The organism is Rathayibacter oskolensis (genome assembly GCF_900177245.1).
Taxonomy (GTDB): domain Bacteria; phylum Actinomycetota; class Actinomycetes; order Actinomycetales; family Microbacteriaceae; genus Rathayibacter; species Rathayibacter oskolensis.
This window is the reverse complement of record NZ_FXBM01000001.1, coordinates 224,216-247,436: the sequence shown is the minus strand read 5'-3', so window position 1 is coordinate 247,436 and position 23,221 is coordinate 224,216. Positions and strand designations below refer to the sequence as shown.

Here is a 23,221-nt window from a genome sequence, read left to right as displayed (position 1 = left end):
GATCCGGGGCCTCCTCCTCTCCCGCCCCCTCAGGAGTCGTGATGACCGTCGTCGCCCGCTGCAACACCGCCCTCGTCGCCCTCGGCGCGGGCCTCGTGCACGTCTCGCTGGCGGCCGGCCGGGGCGACGCGGCGACGATCCCGCTCGCGGCCCTCGGACTCGTCGAGATCGCCTGGGCGGTCGCCGTCCTCACGCTCGGCCGCATCCCGGCGCCTCGTGCGGCCCTCGCGGTGGCCGCGGCGTCGACGGCGGGCCTCGTGCTCGCTGTGGCGGCGGGCCTGCTCCGCGAACCGCTGCCCACCCTCGCGGCAGCGCTCCTGCAGCTCACCGCCGCCGTCCTCGTCGCGTGGAGCCTCCGGCCGGTGCGGGGCGCCGAGAGGCCCGCCTCCGCCTCCCGCACCGTCGCCGGCCTCCTCGCGGGGGCGCTGGCCGTCTCCGCCCTCGCGACGCCCGCTCTGGCCGCCTCGTCCGAGGGCACGTCGGACATGGGCGGCATGATGACCGTGGTCGACGAAGGGCACGGGCACTGAGATCGCCCCTGGTGGGTCCGAGGCCGCTCGACTACGGTTAGGGCAACCTAACAAGCCGGACGGAGGCGATCGTGACGAATGTGATCCCGTTCTCGCAGGCGCTCCGTGAGCGGATCGGCCAGTCGGGAGCCGACGACGAGGGCGCGGTGTTCATGACCGCGCTGATGACGGGCTCCGGCAGCCGCGACGACTACATCGCGATGGTCTCGCAGCACTACTTCGTCTACGAGGCCCTGGAGGCCGTCGCCGACTCGATGACGGGCGATCCCGTCGCGGCCCCCTTCATCTCGCCGAAGCTGACGCGACTGCCGGCGATCGCCGAGGATCTCCGCTTCCTCGTCGGCGAGGACTGGCAGGAGCGCATCCGCCCGATGCCCTCGACCGCCGCCTACGTCGAGCGGATCCGGACCGTCGCCAGCGGATGGAGCGGCGGATTCGTGGCTCACCACTACACCCGCTACCTCGGCGACCTCTCCGGCTGCGCCATCGTGCGCGCGCTGCTCCAGCGCCGCTTCGGGTTCGAGACCAACGGTGTCGGGTTCTACCTGTACGGCGAGATCGCGACCCCGTCGGCGTTCCGCGCGGTCTACCGCGACCAGCTGGACGCGGTGGGATGGGACGACGCCGAGCGCGACCGGGTCATCGCCGAGGTGGCGGAGGCGTACCGCCTCACGACGGAGCTGTTCCGCGAGCTCGCGCGGTCGCGCGTCGCCGCCTGACGCGCCTCCTCCGCCCGGATCAGGCCGACTCGGCCCGGATCAGGCCGACTCGGCGTCGGCGACGGCGGCCGGCTCCGCCCGCCGCTCCGCCATGAAGCGCAGCACGTCCTTGTCGACGATGATGTCGCTCGGCCGCAGCGGCCGGGTGAGGTAGAGGCCCCCGAGACTCGTGATGCGGCTGAGCGCCACATAGGTCTGACCCGGCGCGAACGCGCGCTGACCGAGATCGACGACCGCGGCGTCGTAGGTCTTGCCCTGCGACTTGTGGATCGTGACCGCCCAGGCCAGCCGCAGCGGGAACTGGGCGAACTCGGCGACGATCTCGCGGGTGAGCTTCTTCGTCGCGGCCGAGTACGAGTAGCGGTAGCGCTCCCACGTCGCCGGCTCGACCTCGTGGACCTCGCCGTCGACCTCGACCCACACCGTGCCGGCGACCTTCGTCACGCGGCCGATCGTGCCGTTGACCCAGCGCTGCTCGGCGTCGTTGCGCAGGAACATCACGTGCGCGCCGATCTTGAGCTCGAGACTCTGATCGGCCGGGTACGCCCGGCCGCCGAAGTCGCCGCTGATCTCGGCCGTCGCCGTCTTCAGCGGGCCCTTCAGCCGGGCGAGGGCGGTCTGGTTGATGCGGTTGACGGTGTCGTTGCGGGTCGCGAGGGTGATCGCCTCGTTGTCGGGAGGGGTGCGCGCTCCCGCCTCGTTGAGCACGTCGGCGATCTCCTTCGTCACCATCCCGAAGCGCACGGCGTTGAGCATCCACTTGAAGCGCTCGTCGCTCTGACGGTGGATGCGGCCGAGCTCGACGATCCGCAGCGGCGCCTCCTGCCAGACGAGAGCGTCGAAGAACCAGAGCGAGCGGTAGCGGTCGGCGAAGTACGCGCGCTCCTCCGGGTCGCCGGGGACGGGAGCGAGCTGGAACGGATCGCCGAAGAGGACGACCTGGACGCCTCCGAACGGCTCGGACCGGCGCTGGCGCGCCTGGCGGAGGCTCCGGTCGATGCCGTCGAGCAGATCGGCGTTGACCATCGAGATCTCGTCGATCACCAGGGTGTCGATCGTGTTCAGGAGCTTGCGCAGCTCGGGCGGCTGGTCGAGGTCGGAGTCGGCGATCACACCGATCGGCAGGCGGAAGAGGGAGTGGATCGTCTGGCCGCCGACGTTCAGGGCGGCGACGCCGGTCGGCGCGCAGATGACGATCTGCTTCTCGGTGTTCCAGCTGAGGTGGTTGAGGAGCGTCGACTTGCCCGTGCCCGCGCGGCCGGTCACGAACAGGTGCTCGCGGGTGTTCTCGATGAGGTCGAACACCCGCTGCTGCTCGTGGGAGAGGGTCGGCTGGGTCACCGGTCCACTGTACCCGCGGGTCCGGCGGCGCGACCGGCGCGGCCACGGGTCGCCGACTCCGGTGGGCTGTGGAGGAGCCCCGGCGTCAGCCGCGCTTCTGCAGGGCGGCCAGCCGGTCGTTGTAGGCCGAGAGCTCGGCCTCGCCCGTGCGGTCGGCCTGGCGGTCGCGGCGCTTGGTCTCGCGCGCGTCGGAGCGGCTCCACATCATGGCGACGATGATCGCGAGCGCCAGCGTCGGGATCTCGCCGATGCTCCATGCGATGCCTCCCGCCGCCCGCTGATCGGCCAGGGCATCGGTGCCCCAGCCCATCGCGCCGTACCAGTCGGCCAGGAGCAGCCCCTCGCCCGTCATCAGCGCCAGCCCGAAGAACGCGTGGAACGCCATCGTGACCAGCAGCAGCAGCAGGCGCATCGGGTAGGGGACGCGGTGGACGCTGGGGTCGACTCCGATCAGCACGCTCACGAAGAGGTAGCCGGTGATCAGGAAGTGCACGATCATCCACTCGTGCCCGATGTGGTCGGTCGTGGCCCAGCGGAAGAGCGGGGAGTAGTAGAACCCCCACAGCGATCCGACGAACAGCAGGGCGGCGACGATCGGGTGCGAGATCGCGGTCGCGAACCGCGAGTGCACGGCCAGCAGCACCCACTCCCTCGGGCCCCGCGAGCCGTCGGTGCGCCGGGTCACCGCGCGGGCGATCAGCGTCACCGGCGCCGCGGGGACCAGGAGGAGCGGGACCGCCATCGTCAGCACCATGTGCGAGAGCATGTGGGCGCTGAACAGGTACTTCTCGTAGGCGTTGACCCCGCCGTTCGTGATGTACGCCAGCAGGAGCATGCCGGCGATCCAGAGGACCGTGCGGTGCGGCGGCCAGCGGTCGCCGCGGCGGTGGAGGCGGACCACCCCGGCCACGTAGAACGCGATGCCGAAGGCGCAGACGAGCAGCCACACGAGGTCGACGTTCCAGAGCGTGGCGAAGTTCAGCGCACTCGGCTCGGGCGGGAGCGCCTCTCCGGTCAGGAGCTCGGCGGGGGTGGGGTCGGTGAGCTGCGTGGCCGCGATCTGGTCGACGGGCGTCGCGGTGCGCGCGAGCGCGGCGGCGACTCCGGAGGCGATGCCCATGAAGGCGATCTCGGCGCCGACCAGCCACCAGAAGCTGCGGCCCCCCTCGCCGCCGGCCGCGCGCATCCGGGAGATGAGGACGCGGCGCTGCAGGACGCCGAAGAGGCCGAGGACCACGAGAACCGCGACCTTCACCAGCACGAGGATCCCGTAGCCCGTCAGCAGGTTGTCGAGGGTGGCCAGCCGGAGCTCGGCGCTGATGTAGCCGGAGGCGGCGACCACGACGAAGCTGACCAGCGCGAGGCTCGAGTAGCGCTCGATCACGGGCAGCAGCCTCGAACCGCCGAGGAGCGGTCGGAGCACGATGACGGTGAGCAGCCCGCCGAGCCAGATCGCCGCGAAGACGAGGTGCAGGCCCAGCGCGGTGACCGCCGCGTCGTGACCGCTCGTCCCCGCGGCATGACCCTGCTGCGCCATCGGCAGGAGGGTGAGCAGCGCGACGGCGGTGACGAAGACGAGCGCGGTCTGGTTGCGGACCGCGAAGCAGAGCACCGTGACGACGGCGGCCAGGAGGGTCGTGACCAGCCAGGCCTGCCCGACGGGGATGCTCCCGATGAAGTAGCTGAGCTTGGTCCCGAAGTCGCGATCGAAGCTCAGCGGCGTCTGGGTGACGTTGAGGAAGGTGAAGAAGCCGGTGACGGCGGCCGCCGCGGCGAAGAAGGCGGCGCTGGCCGCTGCGACGTCGAGCGCGACGGTGTACTCGGTGCGGGGCTCCGGCTGATCCGTCGCCCGCTCCTCGGAGGCGCGCGGGTCGCGACCGCCGGAGCGGGGCGCGCCCGGGGCGCCGGCGCCGACGAGGGCCGGGCGCTCGGCGGCGACGCGGGCCGACGCGGAGCGGGCGGACCGGCGGGTGGCGGCATGGGGGCTCAGCGCGAAGAGCGTCAGCACGAGCGAGCCGATCATGCCGGCGGCACCGAGATTGACCGCGAGCTTCGCCAGGGGGAGGCCGTAGCGGACGACGGGCCCGGGATCGTTGAGCAGCGGCGCGTCGGCACCCCGCCCGAACGCCAGCGCCGCGAGCAGCGCCGCGAGCGCCGCGGCGACGAGGAGCAGCGCCGGGGCGGCGATCCGGACGGTTCGATTCACCCGTCAAGCCTACGTTCTCGCGGCTGATGGGGAGCCTGGACGTGCAACGACGACGGCCCCGGCAGGAGCCGGGGCCGTCGTCGGAGTGCGGAGGCGGTGACTACTTGGCCGCGGCCTTGAGCTTGGTGCCCGCCGAGACCTTGACCGAGTGGCCGGCGGCGATCTGGATGGTCTCGCCGGTCTGCGGGTTGCGGCCGGTGCGGGCGGCGCGGGAGGTGCGCTCGACGGCGATCCAGCCCGGGATGGTGACCTTCACGTCGTTCGAGACGGAGTCGGCGAGGGTGGAGAAGAGCGAGTCGAGGACGCCGTTGACGGCGGCCTGGCTCTGGCCGGAGTCCGCGGCGATCTTCGCGACGAGCTCGGTGCGGTTGAGCGACTTGTCAGCCATTGGAGTGTCCTCCCAGGACGTTCGCGCTGTTGAGAACAGCTGGTGGTTGTGGATCGTCCTCGGCCGGGGACGGACTCCCTCAACCGGTCGGACCGTCCGTAACCTACCAGCCCCATCCACGTTTCCTCGCGAAACACGTGCTCAGAACCGCGGAATCACGGCGATCGGCGCCGACGAGCGGTCCTGCGGCGCCGATCGGCCTCCACAGGAGCCCCTTCCGCGACGGGTCCACCGATCGGGTGAGCGCCGGCCCGCGACCGTCCGCGGATCGCGAGGATCGGGTCATGTCGATCACCGCACTCTCCCCCCCTCCCGTCCTCGAGCCCGCCGCGCCGACCGCGGGCCCGCCCTCCCGAGTGCTGCGGCGGCCCCCGACTCGAGAACCGGGGCTCACCGCTGTGGCGCTCGGCCTGCTCGCCCTGACCTCCGCCGTGCACCCGCTCTGGGTGCTCGCCTCCGCGGGCCTCGCCCTGGCCGGGGCGGTTCACGGAGTCGTCGCGCTGATGCGACCCGGCGAGCGCCGGTGGGGCGCCGTCGGGCTGACGAGCGCCGTGCTGGCGTTCGCGGTGGCGTCGGTCACGGTGCCTGCGGCGCTGCGGGGCGCGGCAGCGGCTCTCGCCTGGGTCGCCGCCCTCCGGCCGGGAGGTGCGTGAGCCGTGGCGCGCTGCCCGGGGTCAGGCCCTGTCGCTACACTCGCGGCGGCCCGCGCTCGAGCGGGCCGGGAGGGCGGCGACCATGGCGCAGACGACGGACGGCTGGATCACGACGGCGATCTGGTGGCAGGTCTACCCGCTCGGCTTCGCCGGTGCCGAGGCGACGGCGATCGAGGGGCCAGGTCCCGGCGACGAGCCGCGGCACCGCCTCCTCTCGATCCTGCCCTGGCTCGACGACCTGCTCGCGCTCGGCTGCAACGGGCTGCTCCTCGGCCCGGTCTTCGCCTCGATGACCCACGGGTACGACACGGTCGACCACTTCCGGGTCGACCCGCGCCTGGGCGACGACGGCGACCTCGACGAGCTGATCGCCGCCTGCCGCGCACGCGGCATCCGCGTGCTGTTCGACGGCGTCTTCAATCACGTGGGCAGGGATCACCCCTGGTGGCGCGAGGCGGTCGCCGCGGGCCCCGGGTCGCCCGCTGCGGCGCGGTTCTCGCGGAGCGAGAGCTCGCGCGAGGTCGACGGGCTGCTGGTCGACGTCTTCGAGGGACACGAGGCGCTGGTCGAGCTCGACACCGCGAACCCCGAGGTGACCGAGTACGTCTCGTCGGTGATGGCGCACTGGCTCGAGCGCGGCATCGACGGCTGGAGGCTCGACGCGGCCTACGCCGTCCCGCCGGCGGCCTGGCGCTCGGCGATCGATCCTGTCCGCGAGCGGTTCCCCGAGGCGTGGTTCGTGGGCGAGGTCATCCACGGCGACTACTCGGCCTACGTGCGCGAGTCGGGGCTCGACTCCGTCACCCAGTACGAGCTGTGGAAGGCGGTCCGCTCCTCGATCGAGGAGGGCAACCTCTTCGAGCTCGACTGGACGTTGCAGCGTCACGGCGGGTTCCTCGACGAGTTCCTCCCGCTCACCTTCATCGGCAACCACGACGTGACCCGCCTCGCGAGCGCCATCACCGATCCGAGGCACCACGGCCACGCGACCGCGATCCTCGGCTTCGTCGGCGGCGTCCCGAGCGTCTACTCGGGCGACGAGCGCGGGCTCGAGGGAGTGAAGGAGGAGCGCGCCGGAGGCGACGACGCGATCCGTCCCGAGTTCCCGGCCGACCCGGGCGCCTGGAGCGGCGGGGAGGCCTACCGCGCCCACCAGGAGGTCATCGCCTTCCGGCGTCGCCATCCCTGGCTCGTCGACTCGAGGACGCGATCGGTCGACCTCTCGAACACCGCGGCGCTCCTGATCGCGGAGGGCCCCGACGGCGAGACCGCGCGACTCGGGCTCAACCTCGGCGACGACCCCGTCACGGTCGGCGGAGTCGTGGTCCCTCCGCACACGTGGGTGCTGCAGGACTGACGGCGGCGCCGAGCGTCCCCTACGCTCGGGGCATCAGCGGGTCGCCCCGCGAGAGCCCGTCCGGCGCACGCCGGACGCGACGAGGAAGGACGGTCGGCCGTGCAGGACGAGTCGGCGCTGCAGGACCAGCGCGGGAAAGAGACGACCGGCGGCCCGACCGGACTCGAGCAGGCGTTCGCCGCGCCGCAGGATCCCCTGGGCGACCCCGGCCCGGGAGAGCGCAGCGGACTCTCGAGCCGGATCGCCGAGGAGCTCCTCGACGGCGGCGCGGAGGTGATCGGAGCCGACACCGTCGGGACCGACCCGAACGGATCCGAGACGCCCGGAGCGGACACGTCCGGAGCGGACACGGCCGCCCCTCCCGTGCTGCGCGCGGTCGAGATCGACGACCCCGCACGAGCCGTCGGCGACGACCCGGCGAACCCGATCCACGGCTCGACGGCCGCCGAGTTCGAGCGGCGCTGAGCGCTCCTCCGCTCGCCTACGCCTCGGACGATCCGGCGGAGGGCCCGACCGAGAGGGCGGAGCTCACGAACCTCACCAGGCTCACCAGGAGCAGCTCCTTCGACTCGGCCCGGCGGTACTCGTGACCCTCGCCGTCGAGCTGCAGGTAGGTGACGGGTCGGCCGAGGTCCTCGAGCGCGGCGACGATCTGCCTCGCCTCCCCGATCGGCACGTTCGTGTCGAGCTCGCCGTGGACCACGAGCAGCGGCACCTCGATCGCCGACGCGCTGCCGAGGGGTGAGAGGCGCTCGATCAGCTCGGCGTCGTGCTCGGGGTGACCGTACTTCGTGACGGCCGCCGAGGCGATCCACGGCTCGGTGTCGCGGTAGAAGGTGCGCAGGTCCGACATCCCGCAGATGTCGACTCCTGCCGCGAAGACACCGGGCGAGAACGCGAGGGAGGCGAGGGTCAGGTACCCGCCGTAGGAGCGGCCGGTGACCGCGATCCGGTCGGGATCCGCGATCCCGGACTCGACGAGGAAGGAGGCGGACGCCAGGACGTCGTCGAACGCGTCCGAGCGCTTCTCGACGTCGTCGGCGTGCACGAAGTCGCGGCCGAAGCCGGAGGACCCGCGGACGTTCGGTGCGAACACGGTGACCCCGGAGGCCGCCACGGCCTGGTGCTGCGCCGCGAACGTCGGGCGCTCCTGCGACTCCGGACCGCCGTGCAGGCTCAGCATCGCGGGACCGGGGCCCTCGACCCCCGGCGCGCGGTAGAGCCACCCCGAGAGGGCGAGCCCGTCACGGCCCGTGAAGCGCTCCAGCGTCGGTACGACCAGCGGCTCGGCGGGCAGGGCGGGCACCTGCGTCAGGCGCGACCACTCGTGGGTCGTCGTGTCCATGCGCCACAGCTCGCGCGGCCGCTCCGGCCCCTCGACACCGAGGACCACGCTCCCGCCGTCGCGCGAGAGCACCGGAGTGGTCGCGACCAGCCCGGGGAGACCGGCGACGGGGACGCGCGCTCCCGTCGTGGTGTCGAAGAGCTCGATCTCGCTCGAGCCGGCGACGTTCCACACCAGCATGAGGAGCCGACCGGCGTCGTCGGCGTCCAGGCCCTCGAGCTCGGCGTCGTCGCGGGCGGCGAGGCGCCGGATCCGGCCGCGCCAGCCGTCGGGACCGAGCGGCATCGCGACCAGCTGCCGCCGCGGCAGATCGACGTCCGTCGCCAGGTAGGCCACGATCGGGCTCTCGTTGTCGTTCAGGGCCGAGGGCCGCAGGAGTGCGACATCGGTCGAGCCGGTGCCGGAGTCGGGGAGCAGCGCGTGGTTCTCGTTGGTGAGGCGGTCGACGACGACGCAGTACTGGTGGCCGCGCTGACCGTCGCGGACGACGACGAGGCGCTCCTCGACCGAGAGGTCCAGGACCGAGATGAGGTCGCCGTCGACGAGCGGCTGGCGCTCCCCCGAGGCGGGATCGACGAGGAAGGAGCGCGTCGGCTGCTCGGGCTCGGCCGAGGGGATCGTGACGACGACGTGGTGCCCGCTGCGCGTCCACGGGCCCAGCTCTGCGTGGGCGTCGCGGGAGCCCGCGATGCGGCGGGCGTCGGTGCCGTCGGGCCGGACGACCCAGACCTGGGTGCGCACGCCTCCGTCCGTCGCGACGAGGCACGCGAGCCAGGCGGAGTCGGCCGACCACGAGACCGAGACCACCGGATCCTCGGTGAAGCGGATGCAGCGCGCCTCGGGGGGCTCACCGTCGAGGACCACGTCCTGGAGCCACACCTCCGGGGTGCCGCTGCGGTCGCTGATGAAGGCCATCCGCGCGGCGTCCGGGGTCATCGTGGGGCCCCAGCTGCCCCAGGCGTGCACGAGCTCGAGTCCGAGCTGCTCGGCGGCGGCGAGCCGGTCGGGGGCGAGGAGCGTCATGACTCCATCCTTCTGCACCGGCCGGGCCCGGTGTTGCGCGGCGGGCGAACGGGGTGCGAACAGCGGCTCAGCCGACTCCGTGCTCCTGGAGCCACATCTCGAGGAGGGCGAGCTGCCAGAGCTCGTTCGATCCGAGGCGGGTGCGTGTCGCGTTCGGGTCGGCCAGGAGGGAGTCGACGGTCGCGGGATCGAAGACCGCGCGGGCTCGGGCCGACGGATCCGTCAGCGCCGCGCGCACCCGCTCGAGGTACGGGCCCTCGAGCTGACGGATCGCGGGCACCGGGAAGTAGCCCTTGGTGCGGTCGATCACCTCGTCGGGCACGATGCCGCGCACCGCGCGCTTCAGCACGCCCTTGCCGCCGTCGGCGAGCTTCAGCTCCGGCGGGATGCGGCCGACGAGCTCGACGAACTCGTGATCGAGGAACGGCACGCGCGCCTCGAGACCCCAGGCCATCGTCATGTTGTCGACGCGCTTCACCGGGTCGTCCACGAGCATGACGGTCGTGTCGTTCCGGAGCGCTGCGTCGACGGAGGTGTCGGCCCCCGGCCGGCCGAAGCGCTCGGCGATGAAGGCCGTCGCCGCGTCCTCCCCGCGCCACTCGGGGGTGAGCAGCGCCTGGAGCTCGGGGAACCGCCGGTCGAAGAACACCGAGGCGTACGCCTCCGCCGCCCCTGCGCGCGGGACGTCCGAGAGGGGCGGGTACCAGTCGTAGCCGCCGAGGACCTCGTCGGCGCCCTGCCCGGACTGCACCACCTTCACGTGCTGCGAGACGTCCTCGCTGAGCAGGTAGAAGGCGACCGCGTCGTGCGACACCATCGGCTCGCTCATCGCGGCGATCGCCCCGTCGATCCCCGGCAGCAGGCGCGAGGAGTCGATCGCGATGCGGTGGTGGTCGGTGCCGAAGCGCTCGGCGACCAGGCCCGAGTACTCGAACTCGTCGCCCGACTCGCCTCCCGCCGAGTCGAAGCCGATCGAGAACGTCTGCAGCCCCGTCTGACCGGCCTCGGCGAGCAGCGCGACGACGAGGCTCGAGTCGATGCCCCCCGAGAGCAGAACGCCGACGGGCACATCGGCGACCATGCGGCGCTCGACGGCGGTGCGGAACGACGCGATGAGCGCCTCCTGCCAGTCGCGCTCCGACCAGTCGGCCCGCGAGGGGTCGCGGGCGAAGACGGGCTCCCAGTAGACGTGCTCGTGACGGGAGCCGTCGGGCTCGATCACGCGGACCGTCGCGGGGGGCAGCTTCGTGACTCCGGAGAGGATCGTGCGGGGCGCCGGGACGACGGAGTGGAAGCTCAGGTAGAACATCAGCGCAGTGCGGTCGATCGAGGTGTCGGCGACCCCGCCCGCGAGCAGCGCCTGCACCGTGGAGGCGAAGCGGATCCGCTCGGGCGTCTCGTCGAGGTAGAGCGGCTTGATGCCGAGGCGGTCGCGGGCCATCACGACGCGGCCCGAGACGTGCTCGACGATCACGAAGGCGAACATGCCGAGGAAGCGGTCGACGCAGTCCGTGCCCCACTCGGCGTAGGCCTTGCCGATCACCTCGGTGTCGGAGTGGGAGAAGAAGCGGTGGCCCTTCGCCTCCAGCTCGGCGCGCAGCTGCTCGTAGTTGTAGATGCAGCCGTTGAAGACGATCGAGAGCCCGAGCGCGGAGTCGATCATCGGCTGCGAGCCGGCGGGCGACAGATCGATGATCGACAGCCTGCGGTGGCCGAGAGCGACCGGCCCGCGGGCCCAGAGGCCGTCGCCGTCGGGCCCCCTGTGCACCATGCACGCCGTCATCCGCTCGACCGCGGCGGCGTCGGCGCGCCGCCCGTCGAGCCTGATCTCGCCGCCGAGTCCGCACATGCGTCAGGCCCCCACGATCCAGGTGTCCTTCGCGCCGCCGCCCCGCGACGAGTTGACGATCATGCTGCCCTCTGCGGCGACCCTGGTCAGCGCGAGGTCGGCGAGCCGGATGTCGCCCGGCCCGGTGCCCGTGACGAAGACGAAGGCGCGGAGGTCGACGTGCCGGGGCTGCAGCTCCGTGCCCGAGAACGACGGCAGCGACGACAGCCGCACGACCTCCTGGGCGACCCACGCCTCCGGTTCGGCCGCGATCGCCGCGCGCCGCTCGGCGACGCGCGAGGCCGCGGCGGAGGGGCCGATCATCACGCCGCGCCCGCCGTAGCCGTCGACGGGCTTGGTCACCAGCTCGCCCACCCGCTCGAGCACGATGCGGCGCTCCGCCTCGTCCTCCGGACGGTAGGTGGGCACCGACTCGAGCAGCGGGCGCTCATCGAGGTAGTAGCCGATGAGCTCGGGCACCGCGCAGTAGAGCGCCTTGTCGTCGGCGATGCCGTTCCCGGGCGCGTTCGCGAGGAACACGCCGCCCGCCGACGCGACCACGAGCACCTCCTGCCCGATGGCGCGATCCTCGGCGACGAGGTCGGCGAGTTCGACGTCGAGCCGGAGGTAGAGGGCGTCGACGACGACCCCGCGTGCGCGGACCCGCCCGCCCTCGACCGTGAGATCCTCCGCCTCGAGCAGGAGCATGCCCGCGCCCTCGGCAAGAGCGCGGTGCTCGAACCAGGCCGAGCTCGACGCCCCGCTCGAGAGCAGGGCCAGCACGGGCTCGGGGACGCGCTGATCGACGCCGTGCAGAAGCGTGCGTCGCAGCTCGGCGAACGCGCTCGACGGGTCGAGCAGACCCTCGGGCCGCGGCAGGTCGGGGAGGAGGTCGTCGACCAGCGAGCGGATGCCCATCGCGTAGGCGAGACCGCTGGGATTGCGCAGGTTGTCCTCGAGCACGCGCCAGCCGCCGAACTCGTTGCGGACGAGATCGAAGCCCATCACGGCACCGCGGACGGTGCCCGGCGGGAGGCGGGTCGCCTCCTCGCGCCAGCCGGCGGTTCCGCGCAGCGTCCGCACGATGCCGTCGCTCTGCGCCCTGCCCTCGCCGTAGGCGTCCTGGAGGAAGCACTCGAGCGCGCGCGCCCGCTGCTCGAGCCCCGCCGCGAGCTCGGACCACTCGTGCGACTGGAGCACGCGCGGCACGAGGTCGACCGGGAACGGGCGGTCCTCGTCGCCCAGGCGGAAGGTGATCCCCGCGGCCTCGACCAGGCGGTCGCGGGACTCGTGCAGCTCGCCGAGCCGCTCGGTCCCGAGATCGCGGAAGTGCTCGAGGATCGGCTGGTAGGCGCTGCGGGGCCGGCCGCCGGTGGCCACGGCCTCGTCGCCCGCCCGCACCCGGTAGGTGCGCAGGCTCGGGGCCGGCAGGATGGGCCCGCTCGCCGGGCCGTGCGTCTCGGCGACCACCGAGTCGACCACGGCGTCGAGCGTGCCGCGCTCGGCGAAGACGGCGCGCTGGCGGTCGGCCGAGTTGCCGCGGGCGATGAGCGCCTCGGCGAGATCGCGCACCTGCTCGAGGTCGCCGAGCTCGTCGAGCGCGGGCTGGAGGCGCGCGATCATGCTGCGCAGCGCCTCCGCCGCGGGGACGGGCCGGGGGTGCTCGGTGTGGTCGAGGAGCTGACCGACGAGGCCGCCGCGGGCCGCCTGCCACGTCGCCGCCCGCTGGATCGGCGGCGGGGTGTGCCGGAACGGCCGCCCGGCCTCGATGTCGAGCTCGGCCGCCCGCACGAGGCCGCGGAAGAGGCCGGCGACCAGCACCGCGTCGTCGACGATCGGCATCGCGTCGCAGACCCGCAGCTCGAGCGTGGGGGCGTGCGAGGAGGGGCGGACGTCGAAGTACGCCATCTTGGAGTCGGCGATGACGCCGGTCGCGATCAGGTCGTCGAGCAGGCGGTCGTACTCGGCGGCGGAGGCCAGCGGCCCGGTCGCCCCCGCGCTCGGCCAGCGCTGCCAGATGATGGTCCGGATGCTGGCGTAGCCCGTGTCCTGGCCGTTCCAGTAGGGGCTGCTCGCGCTCGCCGAGAGCAGCACGGGCAGGTCGCGCGCGATCCGCTGCGAGATCTGGATGGCGAGCTCGCGATCGGAGACGCCGACGTGGATCTGCGTGCCGCAGATCAGCTGCTCGTCCACGAGCATGCGGTACTGCTCCTGCATCCGCCCGTAGCGGCCGGTGCTGGTGAGCTCGAAGTCCTTGTGCTCGGATCGCGGTGCCGTGCCGACGGCGGCGATGCCGATGCCATCGGGAGCCGCGGCGTCGATGACCGCCTTCCGGAGCGTGATCAGCTGCTCGCGGAGCCCGTCGAGCGAGTCGACGACGGGCGTGTTGGTCTCGACCGTGGTGCGCTGAAGCTCGGCCGAGAAGCTCTCCTTCGGCAGCCGCGCCAGCACCTGGGGAGCGTGCGCCGAGAGCTGCCTCGTCTCGAGATCGATCAGATGGAGCTCTTCCTCGGCACCGAGTGTGAGTTCTGCCCGCATGCGCCCACCGTACGACGCTCATGTTTCGGGCAGCTACGGGTTGCCTGCACCTCGGATCGGTGGGTGGGCGCCCGTCAGCGCGCGGCGCGCCCCCTCAGCTCGATGTCGATCTGCGACGCGTCGAGGGCGGCGAGCACCGATTCGAGCACGTCGGCGTCGAAGGTGCCGTCGTCGCGCGCGTCGAGCAGGGCCGAGCGCTGAGCCGCGATGACGGCCAGGCGGTGGCGCCTGGCCGCCTCGAACGCCGCGGTCCCGCGCTCCTCGGTCGCGGGCGGCGGCTCCTCGATCGCCTCCGCGCTGGTCTTCAGGAGGGCGAAGACCCGCGAGCGCTCCTCGTCGGCGTCGCGGGCGAGCGCCTCCCGGTCGACAGGGGGAGCGATGCGGCGCAGGAGCGGCCCGATCGTGCCGCCCTGCAGCGCGAGCGACATCGTCGCCACCGCGAAGGCGACCAGCACGAGCACCGACCGCTGCGGCGTGCCCTCGGGCAGCGTCTGAGCCGCCGCCACGGTGACGGCTCCCCGCATCCCCGCCCAGACGACCGCCGCGCCCTCCCGCCAGCCGAGGGGTGCGCGGACGAAGTACTCCATGTCGGCCAGGATCCGGGTCAGCCGGACCGAGAACCGGTCGAGATCGCGTGCGGAGCGCGCGCGGCCGCGCTGGGACTCGAGGGTCTCCTGCCGGCCCTCCGGCGTGTTCATCCGCTCGTGCAGATCCTCGACCCGGGGCCGCATGCGCTCGCGCAGCCGCGACCTCCCCGCGAGCACACCGAGAAGCGGAGCGACGTAGGCCGCCCGCACGAGGATCGTGAGCAGCAGGGCGCCGGCCGCGACCAGGACAGCGGGCCCCACGCCGGCGTGGTCCTCCTCGACGCTCGTCACGATCGCCCTGACCTGCAGGCCCATCGTGAGGAACACGGCCCCCTCGAGGACCAGCTCGACCGTCCGCCAGTTCTGCGAGTCCGAGAGGCGGTTCTGCGGCGAGAGCTCGCGCGGCGCCCGGATGCCCGTGACGACTCCGGCGACGACGGCGGCGACGAGGCCCGAGCCCCCGAGGAGCTCCGCGGGGACGGAGGCGAGGAAGGGCACCGTGAACGACAGGATCGTGTTGACCGTGGGGTCGCTCAGCCGCCGCCGCACCGCCAGGTTCAGCCAGCCGGCCAGGGCGCCGATCGCGACGGCGACCGCGACGGAGTAGGCGAAGGAGCCGACCGCTCCCCAGAGCGAGAACCCGGCGGCGGCCGCCGCGATCGCGGTGCGCAGGAGCACGAGCGCCGTCGCGTCGTTCAGCAGGCTCTCGCCGTCGAGCATCGCCACGACGCGCCGCGAGACGGTCGTGCCCTTCACGATCGAGGTCGCCACCGCGTCGGTCGGGCTGACGATCGCGCCGAGGGCCACACCCCACGCGAAGCCGAGATCGGGCAGGACGAGCAGGAAGAAGAGGCCGAGCACGAGCGAGGTGCCGATCACGAGCAGCACCGAGAGGCCGCTGATGGCGCCGAACTCGCGACGGAAGTTCATCGCCGGCATCGACACGGCGCTCGAGTACAGGAGCGGGGGCAGCACGCCCTGGAGGATCCACTCCGGTTCGATCTCGACGGTGCCGACCAGGGGGAGGAAGCTCGCGCCGACTCCGATCGCGACGAGGACGAGGGGCGAGGCGATGCCGAGGCGGGGGCCGAGGACCGCGGAGGCGGCGATGACCACCAGCGCGGTCACGATCACGACGAGGAGTGCGGTCACCGGCCCAGCCTGGCAGCGATCGGCTGCGACCGGCGCGACGCGTCAGTCGGCCGGGAGCTCCCCGTCGCCCGTGCCGCTGAAGTACCGCCGGGTGAGCTGCACCGTGAGCGCGAAGGACGCGCCGGTCGCCCGCAGCTCCTGCGGAGTCTCCTCCGTGATGGTCCCCTCGTAGGACACGCGGTTGTACCCCTCGGCCAGAGGGAGACCGTCGACCTGGAGGCGCGACGCGTCACCGAGCAGCCACGTGATCGAGGCCGCGTCGCCGGGTCCGGCGCCTCCGAAGACCTCCGGGCCGGCCAGCAGATCCTGTCCGCCGACGGCGTCGACGACCGATCCGTCGGACGACTGCAGTCCGTTGCGCGCCAGGAACGCGTCGACCTCGGCGGCGGCGGTGCCCTGGTCGGCACCGTGCACCGCGTACACCACAGCCCCCTCGAGGAGGCAGACGGTGCTGTACTCGGCGCCGGTGGGGACGAGCGAGATCCCCGTCGGGCCGCCCTCGGCGAAGCACCAGTCCTCGTCGGCGCGCGCGATCTCCTCGACCCCGTCGGTCGCCTCCAGCTCGAGAGCCGCGGCGAACTCCCGCGCCGCCTCCTCGCGGGCGCGGGTCACGAGCGGAGAGGTCGGCGAGGGGCCGGGGACGTCGGGCGTGCACCCCGTGATCGCCGCCAGGACGACCGCCGATCCGGCGATCAGAGCCGCAGCGCGGATCCTCATGCCGTCTGGCGCACGCCGAGCCCCTCGATCACCTCGACCCCTGCCAGGCGCCCGAGCACCGCACCGGGGAGCACGATCTTCGATCGGCGGACGCCGCTGCCGATGACGACGGCCGGACGCTCGAGGACCCGTGCGTCGACCAGGAGCCGCCACGAGGCGGGGAGGCCGATCGGCGTGATGCCGCCGTACTCCATGCCCGACTCGGCGACGGCGCGCTCCATCGGGAGGAACGAGGCCTTGCGGACGTCGAGGAGGCGGCGGACCGCTCCGTTGACGTCGGCGCGCGAGTCGGCCAGCACCACGCAGGCCGCGATGCGCTCCTCCCCCGCCCGGGATCCTGCGACGACGACGCAGTTGGCGAGATCGCGCTCGTCGAGTCCGTAGCGCTCCTTCGTGGTGGCGGTCTCGGAGTCGGCGGCGTCGATCTCGACCACGCCGAGCTCGGTCAGCAGGGCGTCGCGCTCCGCCCCCGCGAGGACGGCCGGGGCGAGGAGGTCGGGACGATCCGCGGCGGGCAGGGTCGTCAGCGAACCGAGCGAGAGGGGCATGGCGGACTCCGAGGGGTGCGAGTGAGGCGGACGGGGGTCTCCATCGTCGCGCAGAGCGGCGTCAGGCGGGGCGACCGGCGGTGTCCGGCCCGATCCGCCCGGCCTGCACGTCGTCGAAGAAGTCGGGGCGGAGCACGAGCCGCTCGATGGGGAGGCGGCCGGAGGTCCAGCCGTCGCCGAGGGGGTGCGCGGGGTCGAGCCGGACGTGGCCCGGGGTGGAGGTGCGACCGAGTGCGGCGGCGACCGTGCGGTCGGGGTCGTAGAGGGCGTGCTCGACGAGCGGAGCGAAGACCTCGTGGGCGGCGAAGACCTCGGGGCGTCCCAGGAGGACGGGCACGAGATCCTCCCCCTCGCGCAGCCCGTGGGGCCACCAGCGGAACCGCTCGACGAGCTCGTGGCACGAGATGCAGTTCGGCGAGAAGAAGACGAGGTGCGTGGGAGGCTGCGCGAACTCGGCCAGCGCGATCCGCTCGCCCGAGAAGGTGCGCAGCTCGAGGCCGTCGGCGCTCGGCGCCACGGCGACCTGCGGCGCCGGCGCCGGCGCGCGCGTGTCGCGCCGATCGCGGACGAGGACGAGGACGACCGCCGCGAGTGCTGCGGCGAGCGCCGACGCGGCCGGGCTCGCGACCCCGGAGCCGGGCACCGCCAGCAGGGCGGCGGGCGCGGGGCCGGCGAGTCCCGCCAGCGCGAGGGCGAGCAGCACGGCGTTGCGCACGACCGTCCGCCCGGTCATCCGCGACTCGCCGAGACCGCCGAAGCACTCGCAGTCGACCGGCTCCGGCGCGAGTGCCGCGCGGACGGCGACCACGAGGAACACCGCGTAGAGCAGCGCCGCGGCCGCGAGGGCGGCACGGTGCAGCGGCGACGGAGCGAGGACCACGCCGAGCCCGAGCACGATCTCGACGACGGGGAACACCCGGGCGACGAGCGCTCGACGCGACAGGAGCGCCGGGAGTCCGAGGGCTGCGAGGCTGGCGCGGAAGGCCTCGGCGCGCCCGAGCTTCAGGGAACCGCTGACGACGAGGACCGCTCCCGCGGCCCATCCCGCGATCGCGAGGATCGCCTCCGGCATGGTCATCCCCTCCATGGTCGTCCGCCCCCGTCCTGCCGCCGCCCGCTGTGCAAGCTACCGGAGCGGAGCGGCCCTCGGGCGCGAGCGGCGGGGAACGGCGGACAGGAGGGCGCGCTCAGGAGTCGAAGCCGAGCCCGAGGGCGTCGAGCGTCTTCAGGAGGAGGTTGCGCCTGCCCCCGTCGTGGTCGGCGCGGTCGAGCGACCAGCGCGTCGCCTGGATCCCGATCGACGCGAGAGGCTCGGGAGGGAAGGGCAGCGGCCGGTTCCGCACCATCGCGAGCTCGGTCCGCTCGGTGCGCTCGCCCGAGAGCAGATCGAGCATGACGTCGGCGGCGAAGGCGGTCGTCCCGACTCCGAGTCCCGTGTAGCCCGCGGCGTAGGCGACGCGGCCCCCGAGGGCCGTGCCGTAGAACGCGGCGAACTGGGTGCTCGTGTCGATCACTCCGCCCCAGCGGTGGCTGAACCGCAGACCCTCCAGCTGCGGGAACGTGGTGAAGAAGTGCGAGGCGAGTGCCCGGTAGGTCTCGGGGCGCTCCTCGTAGCTCGAGCGGATGCGCCCGCCCGGGTGGTAGACGGCGTCGTAGCCGCCCCAGAGGATGCGGTCGTCGGCGGTGCGCCGGTAGTAGTGGAACTGGTTCGCGACGTCGCTCAGCCCCTCGCGCCCCTCCCAGCCGAGAGCGGCCGACCGGGCGGAGTCGAGCGGCTCGGTCATCAGCACGTAGTCGTAGACCGGCACGGTCATCAGACGCGTCCGGGCGAGCAGCGACGGGAAGGCGCTGGTGCCGAGGATCGCCTGATCGGCCGTCACCGACCCTCCGGCCGCGCGCACCCGCACACGGTCGCCGCTCGCCTCGAGACCGAGGACCCGGCTGTCCTCGTGGACGACGACGCCGAGCTGCTCGGCGAGGCGCGCGAGCTCCCGCGCCAGCTTGCCGGGATGCACGAGCGCGCACTGCTCGGCGGGCGCGGCCAGGCCCGCGAGGAAGGTGGGCGAGTCGACGACGGCGCGCACCGCGGCGCCGTCGAGGAACCGGCCCCCGGCGACCCCGTCCCCCTCGGCGAGCCACTCGACCTGGTGCTCCTCGACCGCGACCGCGAGCGAGCCGGTGCGCTCGAAGTCGCAGTCGAGGTCGTAGCGCGCGACCGTCTCCTGGATCCCGTCGAGGTTCTGCACCCCGAGTCGCTCGAGGGTGTCGAACTCGTCGGGCCAGCGGGCGAGTCCGTTCTCGCGGCCGTGGGTGAGGCTCGACTCGACGAAGCCGCCGTTGCGTCCGGAGGCGGCCCAGCCGATCGACCGCGCCTCGAGCAGCACCACCCGGCGCCCGGGATCGCGTTCCTTGGCCCGCACAGCGCTCCAGAGACCGGAGTAGCCCCCGCCGACGACCACCAGGTCGGCGGTCGAGGAGCCGGAGAGTCGGGCGCGGGCCGGCGGGGCGTCCTCGAGCCAGAAGACGCCGCGGCGGGTGGTGGAGAGGGAGTCGTCCACGAGCGCCGGCGCGGGGGCCTCACGTTCGAATACCGTTGTCCTTGTGGGCATAGTGCCTCTATTACGACACCGAACGAGCATTTTGGCAACCGGATCCGTCGACGCGACCGCATCGCTGCGCAGGCACCCGGTCGCGGGTCGCCCCTCCGTCCTACACTGCGGAGGAGATCGGAGGGGCCATGGCAGGACGCGACGACGTCACCCCCGGCATGCGGATCGCCGCGGCCTGGAGCTGGCGCTTCCTCGCCGTCGCCGCGGCCCTCTCCCTGGTCGTCCGACTCGTCTCCCTCGTCCCGGTGGTCGTCGTGCCGGTGCTGATCGCGCTGCTGCTCACCGCTCTGCTCACGCCCCTGCGCGACCGGCTCGAGACCCTCCGGTGGCCGCGCTGGCTCGCCGTCCTCGTCTCGATCCTCGCGCTGCTCCTCGCGCTCCTCGGCCTGATCGCGCTGGTCGTCGTGCAGTCGCGCAGCGGCTTCAGCGGGATCGGGCAGCGGACCCTCGACGCCGTCGACGACGTGGAGCAGTGGCTGCAGGGGCCGCCGCTGTCGTTCAGCGACGTGCAGCTCGGCGACTGGGCGCAGCAGGCCGTCTCGTGGGCCGACATGCAGGCGGCGACGGTCGCCTCCGGTGCGCTCGCGGTCGGCTCGCAGGTCGTCGAGGTCTTCGCCGGCACCCTGCTGACGCTGTTCTCGCTGATCTTCCTGCTGCTCGACGGCCGGCGGATCTGGGACTGGCTCCTCCGTCTGCTGCCCGCGAGAGCGCGGCCGCCGCTCGAACGGGGAGGCGCGGCCGGGTGGCGGACGCTGAGCCAGTTCGTCCGTGCACAGCTCGGCGTCGCGGCGATCAACGCGATCGGGATCGGCATCGGCGCCCTGGCCCTGCAGCTCCCGCTCGTCGTCCCCATCGCGATCGTCGTGTTCCTCGGATCCTTCGTGCCGATCCTCGGAGCGATCATCACGGGTGCGCTGGCCGCCCTGGTCGCCCTGGTCTTCAGCGGACCGGTCGCCGCGATCGTGATGATCGGCGTCGTGGTGCTCGTGCATCTGCTCGAAGGGCACGTGCTGCAGCCGCTCATCCTCGGGACCGCGGTGAAGGTGCATCCGCTCGCCGTCGTGCTGGGCGTCGCGACCGGCCTCGAGGTGGCCGGACTCGCCGGTGCGCTGTTCGCCGTGCCGGTGATCGCGACGGTCAACGCCGGGATCACGGCGATGCGCGAGGACCCTGCGTGAGCGCGTTCGACCCCGACTCCCTGCCGGGATCGGTCGTGCTGCCGGCGCTCGCCTGCCCGGTCTGCGCAGGCGCGCTGGCGCCCGACGCGCTGCCCCGGCCCTCGCTCCTGCGCTGCGCTCTCGGGCACAGCGCCGATGTCGCGCGGCAGGGGTACGCGTCGCTGCTGCGGGGGCGCCACGCCACCTCCGGAGACACCGCGGCGATGGTGCAGGCGCGCGAGGAGCTGCTCGGCTCGGGGCACTACGGGCGCATCCAGGCGGCCGTCGCGGAGGCGGTGCCCGCCGAGGCGCGGCTCGTCGTCGATCTCGGCTGCGGCACCGGGGCCTACCTCGCGGCGGTGCTCGAGGCCCGACCGGAGGCGTGCGGGCTCGGGCTCGACCTCTCGGCGGCGGCGGCTCGACGTGCCGCGCGCGCGCACCCGCGGGCCGCGATCGCGACCGCCGACCTCTGGCAGCCGCTGCCGCTCGCGGACGCGTCCGCAGACGCGCTGCTCACCGTGTTCGCGCCGCGGAACGCGCCGGAGATGCTCCGGGTGCTGCGGCCCGGAGGCGTCGCAGTCGTGGTGACACCGCGCGAGCGGCACCTGCACGAGATCCGCGACGACCTCGGGATGCTCGGGATCGACGCGGGCAAGGCGGAGCGGCTCGACGAGCAGCTGGCGGGGTTCTCCCTGGTCTCGCGAGTGGAGCTGGACTACACGGTGGCGATGACTCCGGGCGAGCTGCGGGCGGAGGTGCTGATGGGGCCGAGCGCGCACCACGTCGACGCCGCCGCGCTCGACGCGGCACTCGCGGAGCAGCCGGACGCGACTGCGGTCACGGTCGCCGTGACGGTGTCGGCGTTCCACCGGCCGCCGGCGGGGTGAGCTCGGGCTGACGGGGTGAGCTCGGGCTGACGGGTGGGCTCAGTACGACTCGCGGTGGCGCTCCTGGTCGACGACGGCCTCGCGATCGGAGAGGCGGCGGAGCCCCGCGAGCGGCTGCGCCATCCGGTGGTTGCCGCGGAGGACCGGCTCGACGCGGTCGAGGAACGCCCAGTAGCCCGCGGTCACCGGGCACGCGTCCTCGCCGAGGCGCACCTTCGGGTTGAAGCGGCAGCCGCCGCAGTAGTCCGACATCTTGTTGATGTAGGCGCCGCCCGACGCGTACGGCTTCGTCGCGACGATCCCCCCGTCGGCGTGCTGCGACATGCCGATCACGTTCGCCGGCATCACCCACTCGGTGCCGTCGACGAAGACGTCGACGAACCAGTCGTTGAGCTGCCCCGGCTCCCAGCCGCGCTGCAGACCCCAGTTGCCGAGGACCATCAGGCGCTGGATGTGGTGCGCCCACCCGTGCCTCCGGACGTCGTCGAGCGTCTCGTGCAGGCAGTTCGCCTCGATGCCCGACGCGTCGAGGGTGAGCAGCGCCTCCGGGAGCGGCGTCGTCGCGCCCAGCGCCGTGCTGCGTTCGCGGTAGCCGGGCCCGAGGTGCCAGTAGAGGTGCCAGACGTAGTCGCGCCAGCCCATCACCTGCCGGACGAATCCCTCGACGCCCGAGAGCGGTGCGCCTCCGGAGGCGTACTCGGCCTCCGCCGCGTCGACGACGGCGCGCGGGTCGAGCAGCCCGAGATTGAGCGGGGCGCTCAGCAGCGAGTGCGCCATGGTCCAGTCGCCCGAGAGCATCGCGTCCTCGTAGGTGCCGAAATCGCCCAGGCGCGACGTGACGAAGTCGGCGAGCGCCGCCTCCGCCTCGGCGGGAGTCGCGGCGAAGCGGCGCGGACCGTCCTCGCCGACCAGGCGCACCGCCCCCTCGCGCTCCCACCGCGCCAGGTCGGCGCGCACCTCCTCGTCGATGTCGTCCTCCTCCGGCCACCACGGGTCGGGCAGGCCGAGCCGCGAGGCGCCCTTGGGCGGCGGGTTGCGGTTGTCGTGGTCGTAGTTCCAGCGGCCGCCCTCCGGCTGATCGCCGCGCATCAGGACGCCGGTGCGCTCGCGGCTCCACCGGTAGAAGTCCTCGAGCAGGAGCCGGGAGCCGGCGCGCGCGAGCGCCCACTCGCGGAAGTCCTCCTCCTCGGTCACGAAGCCCCGGCTGGGGAGGATGCTCATCCCGAGCCGGCGCGCCGTCCGGCGCCCACCCCGCGTCGGCGGATCGATCACCTCGAGGTCGTCGCGACCCGCCAGGCCCTCGGCGAAGGTCTCGGTGCGGACGTACTCGACCCGGTCGCCGAGCTCGCGACCGCGGTGCCGCAGCGCCGAGAGCAGCAGCTGGGCCTTCGCCCGGTGGATGGGCCGCCGTCCGAACGCCGATCGGGCCTCGACGAGCAGCATCGGGCCGCCGTCGTCGAACAGGGGTCCGAGCTGGCCGATGACACTCCAGCGGGTTCGGGTCGGTGCGCTCATCCGGGAAACGCTAGGCACTGGGACTCCTCGCGGAAAGGAGTTGCGCCGGCGAGGACCGGCACGGATGTGCAGCCGCAACGTCTTGCACCGCCCGCCCCGATGCAAGATTCTCGGGAGTGAA

The 23,221-nt window shown here is 73.3% G+C and carries 19 protein-coding genes; 7 read left to right on the top strand and 12 right to left on the bottom strand.

Annotated elements, in window-relative coordinates; translation table 11 throughout:
• Positions 1 to 41 precede the first annotated feature (41 nt).
• Together B9Y99_RS01240 and B9Y99_RS01235 are read left to right on the top strand one after the other, a co-directional pair.
• The gene (locus B9Y99_RS01240; RefSeq protein WP_085474800.1) at positions 42 to 530 is read left to right on the top strand and encodes a hypothetical protein; all 489 of its coding nucleotides are present in this window, start codon (positions 42 to 44) and stop codon (positions 528 to 530) included.
• 71 nt (positions 531 to 601) lie between these two features.
• The gene (locus tag B9Y99_RS01235) at positions 602 to 1,249 is read left to right on the top strand and encodes a biliverdin-producing heme oxygenase (RefSeq protein ID WP_085474799.1); all 648 of its coding nucleotides are present in this window, start codon (positions 602 to 604) and stop codon (positions 1,247 to 1,249) included.
• A 39-nt stretch (positions 1,250 to 1,288) separates the two neighbouring features.
• Here the strand turns inward: B9Y99_RS01235 and B9Y99_RS01230 are convergent, their stop codons facing one another.
• The 3 genes from B9Y99_RS01230 to B9Y99_RS01220 form a co-directional block, all read right to left on the bottom strand.
• Positions 1,289 to 2,590, bottom strand: a complete 1,302-nt coding sequence (locus B9Y99_RS01230; protein WP_085474798.1) for an ATP-dependent DNA helicase — start codon at positions 2,588 to 2,590, stop codon at positions 1,289 to 1,291.
• An 85-nt stretch (positions 2,591 to 2,675) separates the two neighbouring features.
• On the bottom strand, positions 2,676 to 4,796 hold the full coding sequence (locus B9Y99_RS01225; RefSeq protein ID WP_085474797.1) for a bifunctional copper resistance protein CopD/cytochrome c oxidase assembly protein: 2,121 nt from the start codon (positions 4,794 to 4,796) through the stop codon (positions 2,676 to 2,678).
• Between the two features lie 100 nt (positions 4,797 to 4,896).
• Complete coding sequence (locus B9Y99_RS01220) at positions 4,897 to 5,184, bottom strand: HU family DNA-binding protein (RefSeq protein WP_055786347.1); 288 nt, start codon at positions 5,182 to 5,184, stop codon at positions 4,897 to 4,899.
• A 284-nt stretch (positions 5,185 to 5,468) separates the two neighbouring features.
• Between B9Y99_RS01220 and B9Y99_RS01215 the strand changes: the two genes are divergently transcribed.
• The 3 genes from B9Y99_RS01215 to B9Y99_RS01205 all read left to right on the top strand — a co-directional run bounded on the left by B9Y99_RS01215 (position 5,469) and on the right by B9Y99_RS01205 (position 7,659).
• Positions 5,469 to 5,837 (top strand): hypothetical protein, encoded by a 369-nt coding sequence (locus tag B9Y99_RS01215; RefSeq protein WP_085474796.1) that lies wholly within the window; start codon positions 5,469 to 5,471, stop codon positions 5,835 to 5,837.
• A gap of 82 nt (positions 5,838 to 5,919) precedes the next feature.
• Complete coding sequence (locus tag B9Y99_RS01210) at positions 5,920 to 7,194, top strand: alpha-amylase family glycosyl hydrolase (RefSeq protein WP_085474795.1); 1,275 nt, start codon at positions 5,920 to 5,922, stop codon at positions 7,192 to 7,194.
• A 99-nt stretch (positions 7,195 to 7,293) separates the two neighbouring features.
• Positions 7,294 to 7,659, top strand: coding sequence for a hypothetical protein (locus B9Y99_RS01205; protein WP_085474794.1), 366 nt, complete (start codon positions 7,294 to 7,296; stop codon positions 7,657 to 7,659).
• 16 nt (positions 7,660 to 7,675) lie between these two features.
• Here the strand turns inward: B9Y99_RS01205 and B9Y99_RS01200 are convergent, their stop codons facing one another.
• From B9Y99_RS01200 to B9Y99_RS01165, 8 genes are all read right to left on the bottom strand, one after another.
• Positions 7,676 to 9,562, bottom strand: coding sequence for a S9 family peptidase (locus B9Y99_RS01200; protein WP_085474793.1), 1,887 nt, complete (start codon positions 9,560 to 9,562; stop codon positions 7,676 to 7,678).
• Positions 9,563 to 9,629: 67 nt separating this feature from the next.
• Positions 9,630 to 11,411: an N-acetylglutaminylglutamine amidotransferase gene (locus tag B9Y99_RS01195; protein ID WP_085474792.1), complete on the bottom strand. Its 1,782-nt coding sequence runs from the start codon at positions 11,409 to 11,411 to the stop codon at positions 9,630 to 9,632.
• A gap of 3 nt (positions 11,412 to 11,414) precedes the next feature.
• Positions 11,415 to 13,928 (bottom strand): glutamate--cysteine ligase, encoded by a 2,514-nt coding sequence (locus B9Y99_RS01190; RefSeq protein ID WP_085474791.1) that lies wholly within the window; start codon positions 13,926 to 13,928, stop codon positions 11,415 to 11,417.
• Positions 13,929 to 14,002: 74 nt separating this feature from the next.
• Positions 14,003 to 15,667 (bottom strand): cation:proton antiporter, encoded by a 1,665-nt coding sequence (locus B9Y99_RS01185; RefSeq protein ID WP_085474790.1) that lies wholly within the window; start codon positions 15,665 to 15,667, stop codon positions 14,003 to 14,005.
• Between the two features lie 42 nt (positions 15,668 to 15,709).
• Positions 15,710 to 16,384, bottom strand: a complete 675-nt coding sequence (locus tag B9Y99_RS01180) for a hypothetical protein (protein ID WP_085474789.1) — start codon at positions 16,382 to 16,384, stop codon at positions 15,710 to 15,712.
• Positions 16,381 to 16,932 carry a YbaK/EbsC family protein gene (locus B9Y99_RS01175; protein WP_085474788.1) on the bottom strand — a complete coding sequence of 184 codons (552 nt, stop codon included), beginning with the start codon at positions 16,930 to 16,932 and terminating at the stop codon, positions 16,381 to 16,383. Before B9Y99_RS01175 ends, B9Y99_RS01180 begins: the two co-directional genes overlap by 4 nt.
• A 61-nt stretch (positions 16,933 to 16,993) precedes the next feature.
• The gene (locus B9Y99_RS01170) at positions 16,994 to 18,010 is read right to left on the bottom strand and encodes a MauE/DoxX family redox-associated membrane protein (protein WP_085474787.1); all 1,017 of its coding nucleotides are present in this window, start codon (positions 18,008 to 18,010) and stop codon (positions 16,994 to 16,996) included.
• 109 nt (positions 18,011 to 18,119) lie between these two features.
• Positions 18,120 to 19,541, bottom strand: coding sequence for an NAD(P)/FAD-dependent oxidoreductase (locus B9Y99_RS01165; protein ID WP_085474786.1), 1,422 nt, complete (start codon positions 19,539 to 19,541; stop codon positions 18,120 to 18,122).
• Positions 19,542 to 19,669: 128 nt separating this feature from the next.
• Between B9Y99_RS01165 and B9Y99_RS01160 the strand changes: the two genes are divergently transcribed.
• Together B9Y99_RS01160 and B9Y99_RS01155 are read left to right on the top strand one after the other, a co-directional pair.
• Entirely contained in the window at positions 19,670 to 20,719 is a 1,050-nt protein-coding gene (locus tag B9Y99_RS01160; RefSeq protein ID WP_085474785.1) for an AI-2E family transporter, read from the top strand.
• Entirely contained in the window at positions 20,716 to 21,585 is an 870-nt protein-coding gene (locus tag B9Y99_RS01155; RefSeq protein ID WP_208856866.1) for a methyltransferase domain-containing protein, read from the top strand. The genes B9Y99_RS01160 and B9Y99_RS01155 overlap by 4 nt, the downstream gene beginning before the upstream one ends.
• A gap of 39 nt (positions 21,586 to 21,624) precedes the next feature.
• On the opposite strand, the gene B9Y99_RS01150 is transcribed toward B9Y99_RS01155, so the two are convergent.
• Entirely contained in the window at positions 21,625 to 23,100 is a 1,476-nt protein-coding gene (locus B9Y99_RS01150) for a cryptochrome/photolyase family protein (protein ID WP_085474784.1), read from the bottom strand.
• Positions 23,101 to 23,221: the final 121 nt, after the last annotated feature.